The sequence below is a fragment of the Micromonospora sp. NPDC047557 genome, from assembly GCF_043205095.1.
Classification (GTDB): domain Bacteria; phylum Actinomycetota; class Actinomycetes; order Mycobacteriales; family Micromonosporaceae; genus Micromonospora.
The window spans coordinates 417,264-437,107 of record NZ_JBIDDK010000004.1 but is presented as its reverse complement, the minus strand read 5'-3'; the positions used below and the strand labels follow the sequence as shown (position 1 = coordinate 437,107).

Below are 19,844 nucleotides of genomic sequence, written 5' to 3'. Positions count from 1 at the left end.
CCGGCGGCCTCCCTGGGCCCGCGTACGCTCCCGCGCTGTCGGGTCGGCGACGGGTGCGACACGGGTAACCAGCGTCCAAGGGGCGTCATGCGTTACGTTGCTGGTCCGCCGGGGTACAAGTCGAAGCACGGCGCGTGAAGATCAACGGCTGCGGGGTACGGCCGAAGCGGGGGAGGCTGCATGAGCTCGGCCCAGGGGGGCGCGGATGCGGGGCATTCCCTCGCGGACGTCCACGGAATCTCCCCGCTGCTCGCCGCCGCGTACGCGGGCGGCGGTGAGCTGGGTGAGCGACTCCGCGCCTTCGACTGGTCCACCCACCCCCTGGGCGGCCCGTCCGGCTGGCCGGCGGCGCTCTCCAACGCGGTCGGCATGATGCTCTCCTCCAGCGCGCAGATCGTCATGTTCTGGGGCGAGGACCAGCTCGCCTTCTACAACGACGCCTATCGGCCGACCATCGGCAGCAAGCACCCGCACGTGCTCGGCCAGCCGGCCCGACACCACTGGGCCGAGACGTGGGACGTCCTCGGTCCGCTGCTGGACGGGGTCCGGCGCACCGGGCTCTCCTACCGGGGCGAGGACCACCCCTTCCTGCTGGACCGCTCCGGTTTCGTCGAGCAGACCTTCTTCGACGTCTCGTACGACCCGATCCGGGGTGCCGACGGCGCGGTCAGCGGCGTCTACTGCATCGTCAACGAGACCACCGGGCGGGTGGTCGGCGAACGCCGGCTGCGGGCGTTGTCGGAGCTGGGCACCGAGCTGGCCGACGTGATCAGCGCGGGCGAGCTGGGCCGGACCGCCGCCGACGTGCTCGCCCGGCACTCCGCTGACGTGCCGTTCGCGCTGATCTACCTGGCCGACTCCACCGGCCGCTTCACCCTGACCGCCGCCAGCCGCGTCGACCCGGCCGCGGTGAACATCCCGCCCGACACGGTCGGCGAGCTGGTCGCCGAGGGCTCGCCCGCCACCATCGAGGTGAGCGGTCTGCTCGCCCAGCCTCCGGCCGACGCCGCCGACGTGGCGCTCGTGCTGCCCATCAAGGCGGCCAACGAGACGGTCGGCGCGCTGATCGCCGGCGTCGCCCGCCGGCTGCCGCTCGGTGACGAGTACCGGGACTTCCTCGACCTGGTGGCCGCGCAGATCTCCCGCGCGGTGGGCACCCAGCGGGCGTACGAGCAGGAGCGCGCCCGGGCCGCCGAGCTGGCCGCGCTGGACCGGGCGAAGACCAACTTCTTCGCCAACGTCAGCCACGAGTTCCGTACGCCGTTGACCCTGGTGCTCGGCCCGCTGGAGGACATGCTGGCCGACCCGGAGCTGCCCGCCGCCTACACCGACCGGCTCGTCGTGATGCACCGCAACGCGTTGCGCCTGCTCAAGCTGGTCAACACCGTGCTCGACTTCTCCCGACTGGAATCCGGTCGGCTGGCCGCCCGCTACCAGCCCACCGACCTGGCCGGCTACACCGCCCGGCTGGCCAGCACCTTCCGCTCGGCCACCGAGCGTGCCGGGCTGCGACTGGTGGTGGACTGCCCGCCGCTGCCGGCGCCGGTCTTCATCGACCGGGACATGTGGGAGAAGATCGTCCTCAACCTGGTGTCGAACGCGGTGAAGTTCACCTTCGACGGCGAGATCCGGGTGCGGATCCGGGCCGAGGAGGGCGTCGCCCGCCTGGAGGTCACCGACACCGGCGTGGGCATCGTGCCGGCCGAGTTGCCGCACGTCTTCGAGCGTTTCCACCGGGTGCCCGGGGTGCGCGCCCGCACGCACGAGGGCACCGGAATCGGGCTCGCGCTGGTTCGGGAACTGGTCGAGATGCACGGCGGCGACGTCGGTGTGACGAGCCAGATCGACGAGGGCAGCACCTTCACGGTGACCGTCCCGTTCGGATCGGCGCACCTGCCCGCCGACCGGGTCGCCGCGTTCGCACCCCTGCCCGCCGCCGAGCCCGAGCAGGCCCGGCTGTACGTGGCGGAGACGGCCCTGTGGGCCGACGAGGACACCCCCGGGCCGACCGACCGTCAGCCGACCGACGCGGCCCCGGCGGGCCGGATCCTCGTCGTCGACGACAACGTCGACCTGCGCGAGCACGTGACCCGGTTGCTCTCCCCGACCTGGGAGGTGGTCACCGCGAGCGACGGTCTGGCGGCCCTGACGCTGGCCCGTGCGGGCGGGTTCGACCTCGTGCTCACCGACGTGATGATGCCCCGGCTGGACGGGTTCGGCCTGGTCGGCGCGCTGCGCACGGACCCCCGTACCCGCGACGTGCCGATCGTGTTGCTCTCCGCGCGCGCCGGTTCCGCCGAGGCGGTCGCCGGCCTCTCCGTGGGCGCCGACGACTACCTGACCAAGCCGTTCTCCGGGCAGGAGCTGATCGCCCGGGTCCGGGCCAACGTCGAGCTGGGCCAGCTGCGCGGGCAGATCATCCGCCGGCTTCGGGCGCTGGCCGACGCGGCGGTGGCGGTCAACACCGCCCGTTCCACAACCGATGTGCTGCACGTCGCCGCCCGGCACGCGCTCAGCCTCGCCGAGGCCGCCCGGGTCGTGGTCACCGCGCCCGGCGCTCGCGCCGAGGCCGACGGCGGTGGCGTCACCGCCAACGACCCGTCCTTCGTGGCCGCGCTGACCGGCACCACCCGCGAGCAGCTCGGCGAGTTGCGGGTCTGGCGGGCCGCCGGCGACGACGCGCAGGCCGACGAGGCCGCGCTCACCCAGCTGGCCCGGCTGGTCGGCGTTCGGCTGGAGAACGCCCAGCTCTACGAGGCCGAACACCGCATCGCCGCCACGTTGCAGCACAGTCTGCTGCCGAGGTCGCTGCCCCAGCTGCCGGGCGCGGTCGTCGCGAGCCGGTACCTGCCGGGAAGCGCCGACGTCGAGGTCGGTGGGGACTGGTACGACGCGATGAGGCTCGACGGCGACGATCTGGTGCTGGTCATCGGCGACGTGGTCGGCAAGGGCGTCCAGGCCGCCGCGGCGATGGGGCAGCTGCGCAACGCGCTGCGGGCGTACCTGTTGGAGGGCTTCGACCCGGGCCAGTCGCTGACCCGGCTCAACCGGCTGGTCGGGTCCACCGAGGGGCGCTCGTTCGCGACAGTGGTCTGCCTGCTGTTCAACCCCCGTACCAGCCGGCTGCGTTACGCCAGCGCCGGTCATCCGTCCCCCCTGCTGATCCGAGGAGACGACGTGGCGTTCCTGCATGACCGCGCGCTCGGCCCGCCGGTCGGCGTCATCTCCGACACGACGTACCGGACGGTCGAGGGGGAGCTGCCCGCTGGCAGCCGGCTGCTGCTCTACACCGACGGGCTGATCGAGGACCGTCAGCTCGGTATCGACGCCGCGCTGGCGCAGCTGCGCGCCGACGCCGCCACCCCCGGCGAGCACGTGGCGGACCTGATCGACACGGTGGTCGAGCGGGTCACCGGACGGCCGCGCCGCGACGACGTGGCGGTGCTCGCCCTGGAGGCGGCGGAGCTGAACCGGTTCGCGTTGCGGCTGCCGGCGGACCCGACCAAGCTGAGCGTGCTGCGCAAGCGCCTGGAGGACTTCCTCGTGGCGCACAACGTCGGCGAGACGGACCTGTTCGACCTGACCGTGGCGGTGTCGGAAGCCGCCGCGAACGCCATCGAGCACCCCGTCCAACCCGCCGAGGCGATGATCAGCGTCGAGGTGGCCATCGAGGACCGGACGGTGATCGCCACCGTGCGTGACACCGGGCAGTGGCGGGAGTCGACCGACTCCGGGTTCCGGGGGCGCGGCCTGTCACTGATCAAGGCGTTGGGTGACCTGATGGTGCGGCGTACCGACGAGGGCACCGAGGTGACGCTGCGCCGGCAGTTGCAGGGCTGACCCGGCGGCCGGGGCGCCAGCGGCCGGGTGCGTCGGCGATCTCAGACCGGGTCGAGCCAGCTCTGGTCGCCCAGGCCGGAGATCTCCAGCACACGGCGGACCTGCCGGGACGGCAGCACGGTGAGCGTGCCGGTGAACTGCTGGGCGAGCCGGACCAGGGCGTGGATGGCCGCCGAGTCGAAGAAGGTCACGGCGCGCAGGTCGAGGGTGATCCGACGGGCGGGCTCGCGCAGGGCGGTCTGGAGCATCGTGTCGGCGGTCGCCATGTCGACCTCGCCGGTGACCACCACGCGGAGGTGCTCTCCGTCGATCTCCGCGCTGGCGGAGAAGACGGGTGGTGCTCCCCCTTGATCCACGCAGACACCATGGCACAGCCGACCTGGCAGGGCAACAACCGGGACTGCCCGGCCGTGGCACGGGTCACCAGCTCCTCCGGCGATAGGCTTGGGGCATGACCGTCCGTCCGCCGCTGACCCCAGGCACGCTCTCCCCGATGCGACAGGTGCCCGCCCACATTCCCCGCCCGGAGTACGTGGGTAAGAAGAGCCCCCAGCAGTGGCGCGGCTCGCACGTGCAGACGCCGGAGACCATCGAGAAGATGCGGATCGCCAGCCGGCTCGCCGCCCAGGCGACCCAGCTCGCCGGTGAACACTGCAAGCCCGGCGTGACCACCGACGAGATCGACCGTCTGGTGCACGAGTTCCTCTGCGACCACGACGCGTACCCGTCGACGCTCGGCTACCGGGGCTACCCCAAGTCCTGCTGCACCAGCGTCAACGAGGTCATCTGCCACGGCATCCCGGACTCCACAGTCCTGACCGACGGCGACATCATCAACGTCGACGTGACCGCGTACATCGGTGGGGTGCACGGTGACACCGACGCCACCTTCTGCGTCGGCGAGGTCAGCGAGGAGGCCCGGCTGCTCGTCGAACGCACCCACGAGGCGATGATGCGCGGCATTCGCGCGGTCGCCCCGGGCCGTCAGATCAACGTGGTGGGCCGGGTCATCGAGTCGTACGCCAAGCGGTTCGGCTACGGCGTGGTCCGCGACTTCACCGGCCACGGGATCGGCGAGACCTTCCATAGCGGGCTCTACGTGCCGCACTACGACAGCCCCCGCCCCACCGACATCATGGAGCCGGGGATGACCTTCACCATCGAGCCGATGATCACCCTCGGCACCTACCAGTACGACATGTGGGACGACGGGTGGACCGTGGTCACCAAGGACCGGAAGTGGACGGCGCAGTTCGAGCACACCATCGTGGTGACCGAGGACGGCCACGAGATCCTGACCCTGCCGTGACCGACACCCCGGCCGCGCTGCGCGAGGCACACCACGCCGACGTCTCCGGTGGCTGGCTGCGCCCGGCCGTCTTCGGCGCGATGGACGGGCTGGTCACCAACATCGCCCTCATCGCTGGCGTCGGCGGCGGCGGGGTCTCGCCCCGCAGCATCGTCCTGACCGGCACCGCCGGCCTGGTGGCCGGCGCGATCTCGATGGGGCTCGGCGAGTACACGAGCGTGCGCTCGGCCAACGAACAGGTCGCCGCCGAGGTGGCCAAGGAGCGGCGCGAGCTGGAGCGGCACCCCGAGGCGGAGGCCCGCGAGCTGGCCGACGCGTGGGTGGCCCGGGGCCTGCCCCGCGACCTCGCCACCCAGGTCGCCGAGGCGGTACGGCGGGACCCGGAGGAGGCGCTGCGGGTGCACGTCCGCGAGGAGTTGGGCGTCGACCCCGACGACCAGCCGAGCCCCTGGGCGGCGGCGATCTCCTCGTTCCTGTTCTTCTCGGTGGGGGCGCTGATCCCGCTGCTGCCGTACCTGCTGGGCGCCACCGAACTCTGGCTGGCGCTCGCCGTGGGTGGGCTCGGCCTGTTCGCCGCCGGTGCCGTGGTGGCCCGGTTCACCAACCGACCCTGGTGGACCAGCGGCCTGCGTCAACTCGTGCTGGGCGCCGCCGCGGCCGGCGCCACCTACCTGGTCGGCTCACTGATCGGAGTGCAGGGCGGGCTGTGACGCCCCTCAACCGGTGAGCAGCTCGTCGATCGTGCCGTCGACCGGGCGGCCCCGCGCCGCCAACTCCTCGGCCTGCCGCGCCAGCACCGCGCCGACCTCCGTCATGTCCGCGCCGGCCAACCCCGTGCGCCGCACCGCATCACCCGGATCACGGTAGTAGGTGCGGCCCAGCAGGCCCGTCACGGTCGCCGCGGCCAACCGCGCCTCACCGAGCATCAGCAACGCCTGGTCCGTCTCGTACCACTCGGCCAACCGGGCGGCCCGGGAGTGCGCCGCGCTACCCCGGTACCAGGCCTGCCGCGCCGCGGTGCTGAACTCCGCAGGCCGGGCCCGGGCGAGCCGGCCGAGATGCTCGTCCCGCAACGTGCGCAGCCAGCTCGTCGGGTCGTAGAGCGACCGGGTGGTGACGTACCGGTCGGCCGTCAGCGGCCACAACGGGGAGAGCACCCGGGCCTGCCCGAGGTAGTCGTCGGCGGCGGCCACGGTCAGATCGACCAGCACACCGTCCACCCGCCGGGTCGCCGGCGGCGGCCCGGCGCCCGGCCGGTAGGTGACGACCAGCATCCCCACCTCACCGTCCCCGCCACCGTCGTCGTCGCCGTGCGCCAGGGGGCCGTGGACCGCGATCGCGAGCACGTCGGCCGGAAACCGCCGCCGGACCACCTCGGCGACCCGCTCCGCCACCGTCCACCGTCGATCGTCGAGGCTCCGGTCGAGACCCGACCGCTCACTGCTCGCGCTCACGGGTCACAACCTCCGCCTGAAGCGACTGGCGTCAGCCTAGCCAGCCGACGGGGGGTCGGCTGGCACGCCGCGCCCGGTCGGCACCAGCCGGAAGATGCGGATCTCCCGGCCGCCGGCCCGCTCGACGTACGTGCGGTACGCCGGCCACTCGGTGACCAGCAGGTGCCACAGGCGTTCCCGTTCGGCCCCGGTGGCCGGGTCGGCCCGCACCGGGAACCGGCGACCTTTCACGTCCACCTCGGCGGCCGGGTCGGCGAGCAGGTTCATCGCCCAACCGGGCTGGTGGGTCTGCCCCCAGTTGGAGCCGATCACCGCGTACGCGTCGCCGTCGGTCACGTAGAGCAGCGGATTGCTGCGTGGCTTGCCCGAGCGGCGACCGGTCGTGGTGATCACGAGGGACGGGAGGACACCGAGCGCGACCACCCGGCCCCGGGTGAGCCGGCCGACGATCCGGTCGGCGGGGACCAGCAGGCGGGCGGCGGCCCCGAACCAGCGGTGGTGGCCGAGTCGACGGGTGAGGGTTGCGAGCGCTGACACGCGGCTCAGTCTGCCGGCTGCCCCGCCCCGACGGCACCCCCGGACGGTCCGGTTCCGGCCTCCCGGCCCCGGGTGGCCCGGTTCAGTCCAGGCGACGTTCGATCGGCAGCCCCGCCCGGGTGAACAGGCCCGCGCCGAGCATCGCCACCACCGGCACCAGCACCAGCACGCCCAGCGCCGGCCACGGCACCAGGTACGGGTACGGCTCCCGTACCGGCCAGGCTGTGGCGTACTCCCGGTTCGCCGAGAACAGCACGATCGCCGCGGTGCCGAGCCCGGCCACGATGCCGAGCACCGAACCGAGACCGGCGATCACCCCGGCCTGACAGATCGCCAGCAGTCGGCGTACCGCAGGGGCCGCGCCGACCGCGGCGAGCGTGGACAGTTCGGCGCGGCCCTCCGCGGCGGCGAGCGCCGTGGCGATCCCGGCCGCGCCCACCGTGATCAATCCGGCCGCCGCGGCGAGCAGCAGCAGCAGCGGTGAGTCGTCGCGCCCGGCGGCGCCCTGCTCCACCTGCAGGGAGAACGTCCCGAAGGCCCGCAGGTCGTTGGCGAATCGATCCTGCCGGCGCTGGCTGGGCGGCGCCGGAGTGTCGACCACCCAGCCTGCCTGGACGGGGCTCAGACCGAGTTGTCGGGCGGCGGACGCGGAGAGCAGAAGGCGGGGCTGGCCGACCGTCGGCGGCAACGCGTACCCGGGCAGGTCGTGCCGGGTGGTCCTCGCCTCGTTCCACCCGGCCCGCACCTCGTTGACCTGCACCGTCACCATGCCGTCGTGCAGGTAGCGCGGGTCTGTCACCACCACGCCCCCGGCGCGCAGCACGGCGGTGGCGGCGGAGGTCGCCGCCGCGTCGGCGCCGGTGAGCAGCGGCAGCGCGCTGCCGTCGTCCACCAGCGTCTCGACGCCGTTGCCGAAGTAGTCGGCGGCGCGGTCCCGGCAGCGCGGGTCGGCCCGCGCCTGGCGACGCTGTTGCGCCGACAGGCCGTCCCCGGGCGTAAAGGGGCAGACGCGCTCCGGCGGGATTTCCGGCCCGACGGAGCAGTAGTCCGCCGGGCCGTCGGTCGAGGAGCAGAGCGGCATGCGTACGGGGGCGACGGCGGTGGCGCCCAGCTGCGCCCGCGCGACGGCGTCGATCTGGGCCAACGTCGGCTCCGGCTGCCGGCCCGGCCCCTGGGGGTTGATGAGGACGTGACCGGTGGGCAGCATCGGCTGGTAGGTGCGGGCGTCGCGGACCCCGTCGCTGGCCAGATATCCGCCGAGCGCGACGCTGCTGGCCACCGCCGCCATCACGGCGCAGATGGCCGGCGCCGCGGCGGCCCGGTTGCGGCTGGCGTCGCGCAGCGCGATGCGGGGCGCCAGCGGCAGCACCCGGCCGAGCCGGGCGAGCGCGCCGATCAACGTCGGCGTGCAACAGACCAGGCCCAGCTCACCGAGGATCAGGCCGGTCAGGATCACCGCCGGTGATGTCCGGCTGGCCCCGAACGCCGCGAGCGCCGCCCCACCGACCACCAGCGTCAACCCGAGGGTCAGGGCGCGGGCCCGGGGCGGCGGCGGGGTACGTCGCCCGGCGAGCCCGGCGACGACGTCCTGCCGGGCCGCCGTCCAGGCCGGCGCGAGCGCGGCCAGCACCCCGGCCAGCACCGCGACCGCGCCGAGCACGACCAGGGCTGAGGGCCAGCAGCGGTACCCGCCGAAGCGGGCGCCGAAGACGTACTGCTCCATGAGTGGACGACCGGCGAACGCCGCGCCGACACCGAGCAGCAATCCCGCCGCGGCGCCCAGCACGCCCAGCACCACCCCGTCGGCGAGCACGACCCGACGCAGTTGGGCCGCGTCCCCGCCGGCCACGGCGACCAGCGCCAGGTCCCGGCGCCGACGGCGGACCCCCACGGCGAACGCCGGTCCGACCAGCAGCACGACCTCCAGCAGCCCCAGGCCGGCGATCAGCACGCCGGTGCTCAGGTCGGTGGTGTCCGCGTCGCCGATCCAGCTGCGGGACGACGTCGCCGAGGCGGGCAGGTGGCGCGGCGCGACCACCACCCCGTGGTCGTTGAGCCGCGACACCATCGCCGCGTCGACGACGCCGGGCACGTCGACCAGCCACCGGCTCTCCGTCTGCGGATCGGCCCGCCCGACGGCCGCCGGGTGCAGCGCCACCACCGGGCCGAGGTCGTCGGGAAACTCGACAACCCCGACCACCGTGTACGTCCTCGCCCGGTCGGCGGTGGCCACGGCGTCGCCCAGGCGTGCGTCCAGGCGGCGCAGCGCCGCCGGGCTCACCGCGACCTCGCCGGGCTGCTGCGGCGCCCGCCCCGACCGGAACCGCACCAGACTCCGGGCCAGCGGGTCGGCGAGGTCGAGAACCCGCCCCTGCAGCGTCTCGTCACCTCTCGGGCCCCGCACCGTCACCGGGCTTCCGGCGCGGATCTCGGTGACCCGGCTGCCAGGGCCGAGCAACGCGGTCACCTCGGCGGCGGTGGCCGGGCGGCCGATCGCTGACTGGCTGCCGTCGCGGGGATACCAGCTGTCGCCCCACTCGTCCTGGATGACCGGGGTCTCGGCGAACCACCGCAGCTCCGCGTCGGCGACGCCGAGGCGGCGGTCGACACGCTCCCGCGGGGTCAGTTCGGACATGTCGTAGCTCGTGGCGAGGAAGGCCAGCACCAGCACCGGCAGGGCGATCATCGCGAGCACCAGGGCGGTACGCCGACGCGCCCGGCGCGACTCGCGTCGGGCGATCCGCAGCGCCGCCCGCCACGAGCCGGTCAGTTCGGCGAACCTCCGCCGCCCGACGGGCGTGGGCGGTGTTCCCGGCCCGACCGCCGGGGGATCGACGCGGCGGCGTGCCAGCGGCGTCCGGCGCAGGGTCAACGGTCGCTGCCGGACAGCAGTTGCTCGACGCTGCCCAGCGGGGCCGTCGTGTCGACCAGCACGCCGTCGCGCAGGAACACCACCCGGTCGGCCCAGCCGGCGTGGCGCGCCTCGTGGGTGACGAGGATGCCGGCGGCGCCCGCGTCGACCCGGCGGCGCAGCAGGTGCAGCACCGCCTCGCCGGTCTGCGAGTCCAGCGCCCCGGTGGGTTCGTCGGCGAGCACCAGCCGCCGCTCGCCGACCAGCGCGCGGGCGATCGCCACCCGCTGCTGCTGACCACCGGAGAGCTGGTCCGGGAAGCGGTCACCCAGCGCCGGCAGGCCCACCTCGGTCAACGCGGCCAGAGCCGCCGCACGGGCCCGCCGGCCGCCGACGCCGTCGAGCTCCAGCGGGAGCGCGACGTTCTCCAACGCGCTCAGGCTGGCCAGCAGGTTGAGCTGCTGGAAGATGTAACCGATGCGGCGGCGGCGCAGCTGGGCCAGCCCGCGGCGGTCCAACGCCCCGAGCGGCTGGCCCTCGACCCGGACGTCGCCGCGGGTCGGGCGGTCCAGCCCACCGGCGAGGGCCAGCAGCGTCGACTTGCCCGAACCGGACGGGCCCATCACGGCGACCAGCTCGCCCGGCCGGACGACCAGGCTGACACCGCGCAGCGCGTGGACCGCCGCCGGGCCGGACCCGTGGGTGCGGTGGACGGCGCGCAGCTCCAGCACCGCGTCGTCCGTTCCGCTCACCGTCGCGCCTCCTCGTCGGCCCACCGCGCGCCGTCCGACGCCCCGCCGTCGGGTGGCCGGGGCGGGGGCTGCGTCGGCCCGTTGGGCTGATGCCGGACCAGACTGCTCTCGCAGTGGTCCAGCCACCGCACCTCAGCCTCGGCCTGGAACACCATCGAGTCCAGCACCAGTCGCCACGGCAGATCCTCCGGGCGGTCGCTGCCGTACTTCAACCGGGTCAACTCCTGCAACGTGCGCATGGTCGCGCTGCGCTGGGCTTGCACCACCGAGCGGACGTCCACTCCGGGGGTGGTGAGCGCCAGGGCCAGTTTGATCGCCAGCTCGTCGCGGGGGCGGTCGTTGCGGCTGATCGGGGTGGCGAACCACAGCGCGAGGTCCGCCCGGCCGGCGTCGGTGATCTCGTACGGGCGCTGCCCGGCCTCGCTCTCCGGCAGCGGGCGCACCAGACCGTCCCGTTCCAGCCGGGACAGCGTGGTGTAGACCTGCCCGATGTTCAGCGGCCAGGTCGAGCCGGTCGACTCCTCGAACGCGGCGCGCAGCTGGTAGCCGTACATCTGGCCGCGTTCGAGAAGGGCGAGCAGCCCGTGACGGATGGACATGGCAACGGAGTATGCATACCTGGTATGCGCTCCGCAACCGGAGCGGACCGGTTCAGGTCGGGCGGCCGGGAAATGCGACAGTCGCCGGGGTCACACCTGCGGTCTTGCGCCACCGTGTGGCCCGTACGGCGTACTCGACCAGGGCGGCCAGCGCCTGGTCGCGGTCCGGGCCGGTGGTGGACGCCAACGCGGCCCGCCAGTGCGCCGCCGTGCGCTCCTCCACCTCGACGGCCAGCCGCAGGGCGCTCGCCCGGTCGGTGACAGGAAACGGCAGCGCGTACCCGGCCCGGCCCGGCGGAATGGTGCCGCCGGTGGTGCTGAGCTGCACGACCAGCGCGTCGCGCCGGCGTCGGTGTGCGGCCTCCGCCTGGTGTGCGGACTCGCGTGCCGCCCCGGTGAGCCGAACGCCGATCCGCCCGTAGGCGTAGATGGCCGCGTACTCGGCCGAGAGGGCGGCGGCGAGCGCCTCCCCGGCGGTGGGCTGCCTCACTTCAGTGCCTCCTGGTGGGTGGCCCGCGCGGCGGCGATCGACCCGAGCAGCGCCGCCCGCTCGGCGGGCGCCGCCGCGCAGGCCGCGGTGGCGGACTGCTGTGCGGTCTTCTCCCGCGCGCGCAGGGCGGCCAGCGCGCCGGCCGGCTCGGTCGCTGCGGTGGCGCTCGGGTCGGCGGCGGGTGTGGATGGGAGAGCGAGGCCGATCACCCGGGCGAGCTCGGTGGCGTGCGCGGTGTGTGTCTCGGCGATGGGGCCGAGGCGGTCGGCCAGCTCCGGGTGCGCGGCGGCGCTCGCCCGGTACGCGGCGGCCAGGCCCAGCGACTCGTCGACCATCGGGCGCAGCGGGTCCGGCGGTGGCGCCGGCTCGTCGTCGCGGTCGAAAAGATCACAGCCGGTCAGCGGCGCCGCTGCGCAGCCGAGCGCCAGCAGCGCCCCGGCGCGCAGGAGCTTTCGCCGGTGATGTCCGGATACTTGGTCCCGCGGTGTCGTTCTGCCGATCCCCACCGGGCCAGTGAACACCATCCGGGCCCGTCCGGGGGCCATCGCCGTCGGTGCGCCGCCCGGTCCGCCGCCGGGCAGGCGCGTTACGCTCTGCGCAGCCACCGGCGCGTCCGCTCCGGTGGCGTGCCGGCATGGCGGGACGAGGGTCCCGGTCGACCAGGGAGAGGGTGCGCAGATGACGCAGCGTGGCCGTGCCACCAGGTCGACGGGTCGACCCCGCGACGGCGCGGGCTCCCGGGGTCCGCGCGACGGAGCCACTCCGCGCGCTGCCGCCCCACGCGGCGGCGGTGATCTCGCGGCACGGCGTACCCGATTGCGGACCGTGATCGAGCCGGTGGTCAACGGCGTCGGCTACGACCTGGAGGACCTGTCGGTCTCCCGGGCCGGCCGCCGGCACGTGGTGCGGGTGATCGTGGACGCCGACGGCGGCATCGACCTGGACGCCGTCGCGGACGTCTCCCGCGCGGTCTCGGCCGCCCTGGACGCCGCCGAGGAGACCGGCGGCGACATTCTCGCCGGGGAATACCAGCTCGAGGTCAGCTCGCCGGGTGTGGACCGGCCGCTCACCCTGCCCCGGCACTGGCGGCGCAACGTGGGCCGGCTGGTCAAGGTCACCGTCCGGGGCGCGGTCGCGCTGCCCGGCCAGCGCGGCGAGCAGCCCTCCGGGGACCGCCAGCTGACCGGCCGGGTGGTCGGGGCCGACGACGAGGGCGTGCGGCTGGAGACCGACGACGGCCAGACCGTGTGGGCGTACGCCCAGCTGGGTCCGGGCCGCGTGCAGGTCGAGTTCACCCGCCTCGCCGAGCTGGGTGAGCCGGACGAGTTCGACGACGCGGACGAGACCGACGAGAACGACGATTCAGACGACATCGACGACGAAGATGATGTGGAGGACGAGGAGAGGTGAACATCGACCTCGCGGCGCTGCGCGCACTCGAGCGCGAGCGGGAGATCCCGTTCGACACGATTCTCGCGGCGATCGAGACCGCGTTGCTGACCGCCTACCGGCACACCGACGGCGCCGAGCCGCACGCCCGGGTGGAGATCGACCGCAAGTCCGGCGCCGCCCTGGTGTACGCGCAGGAGATGGACGACGACGGTTCCCTGGTGCGCGAGTGGGACGACACGCCGCACGACTTCGGGCGGATCGCCGCGATGACCGCCAAGCAGGTGATCCTCCAGCGTCTGCGGGAGGCCACCGACGAGGTGCACTTCGGCGAGTACGTGGGCCGCGAGGGTGACCTGGTCACCGGTGTGGTGCAGGCGCACGAGACCCGTACCGAGAAGGGCATCGTCAGCGTCGACCTGGGCAAGCTGGAGGGCGTGCTGCCGCAGTCCGAGCAGGTGCCCGGCGAGCGGTACGCGCACGGCGAGCGGGTCCGGTGCGTGGTGGTGCACGTGGCCAAGGGCATGCGCGGGCCGCAGATCACCCTGTCCCGGTCGCACCCGGCACTGGTCAAGAAGCTGTTCGCGCTGGAGGTCCCGGAGATCGCCGACGGCACCGTCGAGATCGGCGCGATCGCCCGTGAGGCAGGTCACCGTACGAAGATCGCCGTCCGCTCCACCACCCCCGGGGTGAACGCCAAGGGCGCCTGCATCGGTCCGATGGGCCAGCGGGTGCGCGCGGTGATGAGCGAGCTGCACGGTGAGAAGATCGACATCATCGACTGGTCGGACGACCCGGCCACCTTCGTCGGCAACGCGTTGTCGCCGGCAAAGGCGCTGCGCGTCGAGGTGGTGGACCTGGCCGGCCGGGCCGCCCGGGTGACCGTCCCGGATTTCCAGCTCTCGCTCGCCATCGGCCGTGAGGGGCAGAATGCCCGACTCGCTGCCCGGTTGACCGGTTGGCGGATCGACATTCGGTCCGACGCGGAGCAGACCACACCGGCCGCGCGGGGCGCGGCCGAGCATGTGCGGGAGCCGGGCGGCGCGATCTCGGGCAGCTAGGGGTAGACTTCCTCCAGTGGTACGACGCGCGCAGCCGGAGCGCACCTGTGTGGGTTGCCGGCAACGTGCGCCGGCCAGCGAATTGCTGCGGGTCATCGCGATCGGGGACGAGGCTGGTCACAGCCTCCAGCCTGATCCGCGCCGCAGGCTGCCGGGTCGGGGAGCGAACATGCACCCGGATCCGGCCTGCTTCGCGCTGGCGGTGCGGCGCCGCGCCTTCGGGCGAGCGCTGCGCATCACCGAGGTCCTCGACCACGGTGTGCTGGCAGAGCACGTCGATGCGCCAACCACTACGTCCGGTCAGCCCGACCGGGCGAGGGTCGCTAGCAGGGTAGGACGACCGACATGAGCACACGATGAAGTCCCTGAAATGACCAGGCTTCAAGTGCACGAGTGAGGTCTGCGGGTGCTGCCCGCACGACCTCGGAGTGAGGAGTGCAGTGGCAGGCAAGGCCCGCGTACACGAGCTTGCAAAAGAGCTCGGGGTCGAGAGTAAGACCGTTCTCGCCAAGCTGAAGGAAATGGGCGAGTTCGTCAAGTCCGCGTCCAGCACGGTCGAGGCGCCCGTCGCCCGACGGCTGCGTAACGCATTCGTCGCGTCCTCCGGTGCTCCGGCGCCGGCCGCCCCGTCGGCGCCCGCGCCGACGCCGGCTTCGACGCCGACCCCGACGCCGTCTCCGACCCCGGGCGCCCCCCGGGTCTCGGCGAAGCCGATGCCGCCTCGGCGGCCGGCCGCGCCGGCACCCGGTCCGAAGCCCAAGGGTCCGGTGCCCGGTGCGCCGCAGTCTGCGGCCCCGGTCGCCAAGCCGGCGAGTGCCCACGACATCGAGGTGGCGGCCGCGGAGGCGCGTGCCGCCGCGCTGAAGGCTGAGCAGGAGGCCGCGGTCAAGGCCGCGCAGGCCGCCCGCCAGCAGCAGCGGGACAACCCCGTTCGCCGGGAGCCTCCGGCAGACGGCAACCGCCCCGGTCCGCGGCCGGGTCCGGCCGCGATGCCGCCCCGTCCCGGTTCGCCGGCCGCTCGGCCGAGCACGCCGGCGCCGGGTCCCGGTGCCCGACCGGGCGGTCGTCCGCCGGCGCGCGGCGCCGGTAACAACCCGTTCGGCATCCAGGGTGGCCAGCAGCAGCGGCCGCCGGCCGCGGGTGCGGGTGGCCCCCGGCCCAACAGCCCGGCGGGTATGCCGCCGCGGCCGAGCCCGAACTCCATGCCGCCGCGGCCCAGCCCGGCGTCCATGCCGAGTCAGCGTCCGGCTGCCGGTCGTCCCGGCCCGGGTGGCGCCGGTCGTCCCGGTGGCGGCGCGGGTCGTCCCGGTGGCGGTGGCGGCGGTTTCCGTGGTGGTCCCGGCGGCGGCGCCGGTGGTGGCGGCGGTTACCGCGGCGGCCCCGGTGGCGGCGCGGGTGCCGGTGGTGGCGGTGGCTACCGTGGCGGTCCCGGCGGCGGTGGCGGTGCTCCCGGCGGTGGTTTCCGTCCGGGCGCTCCCTCCGGCGGCGGTCGTCCGGGTGCCGGCGGTCGTGGCCGTGGCGGCGGTGCCGCGGGTGCCTTCGGGCGTCCGGGTGGCCGGCCGACGCGTGGCCGCAAGTCCAAGAAGCAGCGCAGACAGGAGTTCGACAACCTGTCGGCTCCGACCATGAGCTCGGGTGCTCCCCGGGGTCAGGGTCAGGTCGTCCGGCTCTCCCGTGGCGCCTCGCTGTCGGACTTCGCCGACAGGATCAACGCCAACCCGGGTTCGCTGGTCCAGGAGATGTTCAACCTGGGCGAGATGGTCACCGCGACCCAGTCCTGCTCTGACGACACCCTGCAGCTGCTGGGTGAGCACCTCGGCTTCGAGGTGCAGATCGTCAGCCCGGAGGACGAGGACCGCGAGCTGCTCGCGCAGTTCAACATCGACCTCGACGCGGAGGTGGCCGAGGAGCGTCTGGTCAGTCGTGCGCCGGTCGTGACCGTCATGGGTCACGTCGACCACGGTAAGACCAAGCTGCTCGACGCGATCCGTAAGGCGAACGTCGTGGCCGGCGAGGCCGGTGGCATCACCCAGCACATCGGTGCCTACCAGGTCCACGTCCCGCACGAGGGCGAGGACCGCGCGGTGACCTTCATCGACACCCCGGGTCACGAGGCGTTCACCGCCATGCGTGCCCGTGGTGCCCAGGTGACGGACGTCGTGATCCTGGTGGTCGCGGCCGACGACGGCGTGATGCCGCAGACCATCGAGGCGTTGAACCACGCCAAGGCGGCCGACGTGCCGATCGTGGTCGCGGTCAACAAGGTCGACAAGCCGGAGGCCAACCCGGACAAGGTCCGCCAGCAGCTGACCGAGTACGGCCTGGTCGCCGAGGAGTACGGCGGCGACACCATGTTCGTCAACGTGGCTGCGAAGCCGGGCATCGGCATCGAGGAACTGCTCGAAGCTGTCCTGCTGACCGCCGACGCGTCGCTGGAGCTGACCGCTCCGATCGACGGGCCGGCGCAGGGTGTGGCCATCGAGGCGCACCTGGACAAGGGTCGCGGTGCGGTGGCGACGGTGCTCGTGCAGAAGGGCACCCTGCGGGCGGGCGACTCGATCGTCGCCGGTGGGGCGCACGGCCGGGTCCGGGCCATGCTCGACGAGAACGGCAACCAGCTCACCGAGGCCGGTCCGGCGCGTCCGGTCATGGTGCTGGGTCTGACCGCGCCTCCCGGCGCGGGCGACACGTTCCTCGCCGCGGCGGACGACCGTACGGTGCGGCAGATCGCCGAGCAGCGGCAGGCACGGCGGCGGGCGGCGTCCTTCGCCAACTCCCGTGGTCGGGCCACTCTTGAGACGCTCATGGAGCAGCTCAAGGAGGGCGAGAAGACGTCGCTCAACCTCATCCTCAAGGGTGATGTCTCCGGTTCGGTGGAGGCTCTGGAGGACGCGCTGTTCAACCTCGACATCCCCGAGGAGGTCCAGCTCAAGGTCCTCGACCGGGGCGTCGGCGCGATCACCGAGAGCAACGTCATGCTCGCGAGTGCCTCGTCGGAGCCGGTCACGATCATCGGCTTCAACGTGCGGGCCTCGAACAAGGTCCGTGAGATGGCCGACCGCGAGGGCGTGGAGATCCGGTACTACACGATCATCTACCAGGCCATCGAGGAGATCGAGGCAGCGCTCAAGGGCCTGCTCAAGCCGGAGTACGAGGAGGTCGAGCTGGGCACCGCGGAGATCCGCGACGTCTTCCGCTCGTCCAAGATCGGCAACATCTCCGGTTGTATCGTCCGGTCGGGCATCATCCGGCGCAACGCGAAGGCGCGCCTGCTGCGGGACGGGGCGGTCGTGGCGGACAACCTCACGATCACCTCGCTCAAGCGGTTCAAGGATGACGCCACGGAGGTCCGCGAGGGCTTCGAGTGTGGTCTGACCCTGGGTGGTTACAACAACGTCCAGGTCGGCGACGTCATCGAGACGTTCGAGATGCGGGAGAAGGCTCGCGCCTGATCCGGCAGTGACACGCTGATCAAGGGGTTTACGCCAACCGGCGTAAACCCCTTGATCATGCGGGGCGGGTTGCCGGTATCGTCCGGGGCGATGTTCACCGGAAACGCGGTCTTCGACCTGCTGCTGCCGGGCGACTCCCGGTCGCTCAAAGCCAAGAGATCATATGTACGGCCGATCGTGGCGGCGCTGCGCCGCTTCGAGGTCTCGGCCGCCGAGGTGGGTGCGCTCGACCTGCACGGTCGAGCGGAGATAGCGGTGGCCGTGGTCGCCGCCGAAGCGGCGCACGTCCGCGAGGTGCTCGACTCCTGCGAGCGCCTGGTGGCCGCGCGTCCCGAGGTCGAGTTGTTGTCGGTCCGACGCCGGCTGTACGGCGTGGACGACGACTGACCCGGGGTGCCGGCGGTGCCGGGCGACCGGTGCCGCCGCGAAGGTAGTGTTCGAGATGTTGGCCGGTCGGGCCGGCGGCCCCAGGGTCGCCGGGTCGGCCGGGAGCAGGACGCCGTGGAGGTGGCGAGATGTCTGATCCGGCCAAGGTACGCCGGCACGCGGAACGGGTGCGTGAGCTGGTCGCGTCGGTGGTGCGGAGCCAGATCAAGGATCCGCGGCTCGGCATGATCACCATCACCGATGCCCGGATCACCGCTGACCTGCGCGATGCGACGGTCTTCTACACGGTCCTCGGCGACGCGGTGGCCCAGGCGGACACCGCGGCGGCTCTGGAGAGCGCCAAGGGGCTGCTGCGCAGCACGGTCGGCAAGGCGCTCGGGCTGCGGCACTCGCCGACGCTCACCTTCGTCCTGGACGACGTGCAGGACCAGGTCAAGCACATCGACGATCTGCTCGCCGCCGCTCGCAACGCCGACGCGGAGGTGCAGCGGCTTGCCGCCCGGGCGGAGTACGCGGGCGAGGCGCAGCCGTACCGGGTCGACGACGACGAGGCCGACGACGAGGCCGACGACGACGAGGCCGACGTGGCCGCCGACGTCACGGAGATCCCCCGGGGTGGGGCAGCGCGGTGACGGGCGCCGCCGGTGCCCAACTCGTCGCGCCGGTCGACGCCGGCCCGGCCGAGGCGGACTGGGCCGCGGCCCAGGCGTTGATCCGTGCCCTGACGCCGACCAGCCGGGTGCTGTTGATCTGCCATGTCAACCCGGACGGCGACGCGCTGGGCAGCATGCTCGGCTTCGGTCTGGGCCTGCGCCAGCTCGGCGTACACCTGTTGCAGGCGACCTTTCCCGGGCCGCCGGAGGTGCCCGAGCCGTTCCGGGGGCTGCCCGGCCTGGAGCTGCTGGTCCCGGCGAGCGCCGCGGACCCGGCTCCGGATCTGGTGATCTGCTTCGACGCGGCCAGCGAGTCGCGCCTCGGTGAGCTGGCCGGTCGGTTGTCCACGGCTCCTGCCGTCCTGGTGCTCGACCACCACGCCTCGAACCCGGGCTTCGGCACCGTCAACCTGGTCGACCCGCGGGCCGCCGCCACGTCAGTGGTGGCCGAGCAGCTGTTGGCGCGACTGGGCGTACCGCTGGATCGGGCCATCGCCGAGTGCCTGTACGTGGCGCTGACCACGGACACCGGCTCGTTCCGGTTCGAGGCGACCACTCCGGCGGTGCACCAGCTTGCCGCCCGGCTGCTGTCCACCGGCATTTCGCCCGGGGACATCTCCCGGCGGGTGTTCGACACCCGACCCTTCGGCGCGGTCCGCCTCTTCGGGGAGGTCCTCGGCCGTGCTCGGCTGGAGCCGGCCGCCGCCGACGGCCGAGGGCTGGTGTGGACCTTTGCCACCCTCGACGACCTGGCCCGCCACGACCAGCGGCCGTACGTCCTGGAGGCGCTGATCGACTCGGTGCGCTGCACCGCCGAGGCGGACGTGAGCTGCGTGCTGAAGCAGACCGCCCCCGACGAGTGGGCCGTGTCGATGCGGAGCAAGGGCGCGGTGAACGTCAGTCGCGTGGCGGTGGCGCTGGGCGGGGGCGGCCACACGTTCGCGGCCGGGTTCACCGGTCGGGGGACCGCCGAGCACGTCATCGAGGCGATCCGCGGCGAGCTGGCCGGGGCACTGATCACCGGCGACGCCTGACCGCTCCCGGGCCGTCCGGCGCAGCCGACCAGGCCC

At 73.4% G+C, this 19,844-nt stretch carries 18 protein-coding genes; 10 read left to right on the top strand and 8 right to left on the bottom strand.

The window, feature by feature from the left end:
* Nucleotides 1-180 precede the first annotated feature (180 nt).
* Entirely contained in the window at nucleotides 181-3,840 is a 3,660-nt protein-coding gene (locus ACGGAQ_RS14790) for a SpoIIE family protein phosphatase (RefSeq protein WP_393048791.1), read from the top strand.
* 41 nt (nucleotides 3,841-3,881) lie between these two features.
* On the opposite strand, the gene ACGGAQ_RS14785 is transcribed toward ACGGAQ_RS14790, so the two are convergent.
* Nucleotides 3,882-4,196 (bottom strand): STAS domain-containing protein, encoded by a 315-nt coding sequence (locus ACGGAQ_RS14785; RefSeq protein ID WP_393048789.1) that lies wholly within the window; start codon nucleotides 4,194-4,196, stop codon nucleotides 3,882-3,884.
* A gap of 95 nt (nucleotides 4,197-4,291) precedes the next feature.
* Here ACGGAQ_RS14785 and map point away from each other — a divergent pair, with 95 nt between their 5' ends.
* Nucleotides 4,292-5,149: a type I methionyl aminopeptidase gene (gene map, locus ACGGAQ_RS14780; RefSeq protein WP_393048786.1), complete on the top strand. Its 858-nt coding sequence runs from the start codon at nucleotides 4,292-4,294 to the stop codon at nucleotides 5,147-5,149.
* Nucleotides 5,146-5,859 carry a VIT1/CCC1 transporter family protein gene (locus ACGGAQ_RS14775; protein ID WP_393048783.1) on the top strand — a complete coding sequence of 238 codons (714 nt, stop codon included), beginning with the start codon at nucleotides 5,146-5,148 and terminating at the stop codon, nucleotides 5,857-5,859. The genes map and ACGGAQ_RS14775 overlap by 4 nt, the downstream gene beginning before the upstream one ends.
* Nucleotides 5,860-5,865: 6 nt before the next feature.
* On the opposite strand, the gene ACGGAQ_RS14770 is transcribed toward ACGGAQ_RS14775, so the two are convergent.
* From ACGGAQ_RS14770 to ACGGAQ_RS14740, 7 genes are all read right to left on the bottom strand, one after another.
* Nucleotides 5,866-6,603 carry a nucleotidyltransferase domain-containing protein gene (locus ACGGAQ_RS14770; RefSeq protein WP_393048780.1) on the bottom strand — a complete coding sequence of 246 codons (738 nt, stop codon included), beginning with the start codon at nucleotides 6,601-6,603 and terminating at the stop codon, nucleotides 5,866-5,868.
* A gap of 36 nt (nucleotides 6,604-6,639) precedes the next feature.
* Complete coding sequence (locus ACGGAQ_RS14765) at nucleotides 6,640-7,140, bottom strand: nitroreductase/quinone reductase family protein (RefSeq protein ID WP_393048777.1); 501 nt, start codon at nucleotides 7,138-7,140, stop codon at nucleotides 6,640-6,642.
* 82 nt (nucleotides 7,141-7,222) lie between these two features.
* A complete protein-coding gene (locus ACGGAQ_RS14760; protein ID WP_393048774.1) occupies nucleotides 7,223-10,012 on the bottom strand; it encodes an FtsX-like permease family protein in 2,790 nt (929 codons plus the stop codon).
* Nucleotides 10,009-10,743 carry an ABC transporter ATP-binding protein gene (locus tag ACGGAQ_RS14755; RefSeq protein WP_355066859.1) on the bottom strand — a complete coding sequence of 245 codons (735 nt, stop codon included), beginning with the start codon at nucleotides 10,741-10,743 and terminating at the stop codon, nucleotides 10,009-10,011. Before ACGGAQ_RS14755 ends, ACGGAQ_RS14760 begins: the two co-directional genes overlap by 4 nt.
* Nucleotides 10,740-11,342 carry a PadR family transcriptional regulator gene (locus ACGGAQ_RS14750; protein ID WP_393048770.1) on the bottom strand — a complete coding sequence of 201 codons (603 nt, stop codon included), beginning with the start codon at nucleotides 11,340-11,342 and terminating at the stop codon, nucleotides 10,740-10,742. The genes ACGGAQ_RS14755 and ACGGAQ_RS14750 overlap by 4 nt, the downstream gene beginning before the upstream one ends.
* A gap of 52 nt (nucleotides 11,343-11,394) precedes the next feature.
* Nucleotides 11,395-11,832 (bottom strand): ferritin-like domain-containing protein, encoded by a 438-nt coding sequence (locus ACGGAQ_RS14745; protein WP_393048767.1) that lies wholly within the window; start codon nucleotides 11,830-11,832, stop codon nucleotides 11,395-11,397.
* Nucleotides 11,829-12,356: a hypothetical protein gene (locus ACGGAQ_RS14740; RefSeq protein ID WP_393048764.1), complete on the bottom strand. Its 528-nt coding sequence runs from the start codon at nucleotides 12,354-12,356 to the stop codon at nucleotides 11,829-11,831. Before ACGGAQ_RS14740 ends, ACGGAQ_RS14745 begins: the two co-directional genes overlap by 4 nt.
* A gap of 154 nt (nucleotides 12,357-12,510) precedes the next feature.
* Between ACGGAQ_RS14740 and rimP the strand changes: the two genes are divergently transcribed.
* The 7 genes from rimP to ACGGAQ_RS14705 all read left to right on the top strand — a co-directional run bounded on the left by rimP (nucleotide 12,511) and on the right by ACGGAQ_RS14705 (nucleotide 19,808).
* A complete protein-coding gene (rimP, locus tag ACGGAQ_RS14735) occupies nucleotides 12,511-13,242 on the top strand; it encodes a ribosome maturation factor RimP (RefSeq protein WP_393048761.1) in 732 nt (243 codons plus the stop codon).
* Nucleotides 13,239-14,282 (top strand): transcription termination factor NusA, encoded by a 1,044-nt coding sequence (nusA, locus tag ACGGAQ_RS14730; RefSeq protein ID WP_393048758.1) that lies wholly within the window; start codon nucleotides 13,239-13,241, stop codon nucleotides 14,280-14,282. Before rimP ends, nusA begins: the two co-directional genes overlap by 4 nt.
* A 16-nt stretch (nucleotides 14,283-14,298) precedes the next feature.
* The gene (locus tag ACGGAQ_RS14725) at nucleotides 14,299-14,631 is read left to right on the top strand and encodes a YlxR family protein (protein ID WP_393048755.1); all 333 of its coding nucleotides are present in this window, start codon (nucleotides 14,299-14,301) and stop codon (nucleotides 14,629-14,631) included.
* 91 nt (nucleotides 14,632-14,722) lie between these two features.
* Nucleotides 14,723-17,734 (top strand): translation initiation factor IF-2, encoded by a 3,012-nt coding sequence (gene infB, locus ACGGAQ_RS14720; protein WP_393048752.1) that lies wholly within the window; start codon nucleotides 14,723-14,725, stop codon nucleotides 17,732-17,734.
* Nucleotides 17,735-17,824: 90 nt separating this feature from the next.
* Nucleotides 17,825-18,121, top strand: coding sequence for a DUF503 domain-containing protein (locus tag ACGGAQ_RS14715; protein ID WP_234588255.1), 297 nt, complete (start codon nucleotides 17,825-17,827; stop codon nucleotides 18,119-18,121).
* Nucleotides 18,122-18,249: 128 nt separating this feature from the next.
* Nucleotides 18,250-18,753 carry a 30S ribosome-binding factor RbfA gene (rbfA, locus tag ACGGAQ_RS14710; RefSeq protein WP_393048749.1) on the top strand — a complete coding sequence of 168 codons (504 nt, stop codon included), beginning with the start codon at nucleotides 18,250-18,252 and terminating at the stop codon, nucleotides 18,751-18,753.
* A complete protein-coding gene (locus tag ACGGAQ_RS14705) occupies nucleotides 18,750-19,808 on the top strand; it encodes a bifunctional oligoribonuclease/PAP phosphatase NrnA (protein WP_393048746.1) in 1,059 nt (352 codons plus the stop codon). The genes rbfA and ACGGAQ_RS14705 overlap by 4 nt, the downstream gene beginning before the upstream one ends.
* The last annotated feature ends 36 nt before the right edge of the window (nucleotides 19,809-19,844 follow it).

Bases quoted from the DNA above. Each gene is read 5' to 3' on its own strand.
- rbfA (WP_393048749.1), top strand. From the start codon at position 18,250: ATGTCTGATCCGGCCAAGGTACGCCGGCACGCGGAACGGGTGCGTGAG.
- ACGGAQ_RS14715 (WP_234588255.1), top strand. From the start codon at position 17,825: ATGTTCACCGGAAACGCGGTCTTCGACCTGCTGCTGCCGGGCGACTCC.
- ACGGAQ_RS14740 (WP_393048764.1), bottom strand. From the start codon at position 12,356: ATGGTGTTCACTGGCCCGGTGGGGATCGGCAGAACGACACCGCGGGAC.
- ACGGAQ_RS14790 (WP_393048791.1), top strand. From the start codon at position 181: ATGAGCTCGGCCCAGGGGGGCGCGGATGCGGGGCATTCCCTCGCGGAC.
- map (WP_393048786.1), top strand. From the start codon at position 4,292: ATGACCGTCCGTCCGCCGCTGACCCCAGGCACGCTCTCCCCGATGCGA.
- ACGGAQ_RS14750 (WP_393048770.1), bottom strand. From the start codon at position 11,342: ATGTCCATCCGTCACGGGCTGCTCGCCCTTCTCGAACGCGGCCAGATG.
- rimP (WP_393048761.1), top strand. From the start codon at position 12,511: ATGACGCAGCGTGGCCGTGCCACCAGGTCGACGGGTCGACCCCGCGAC.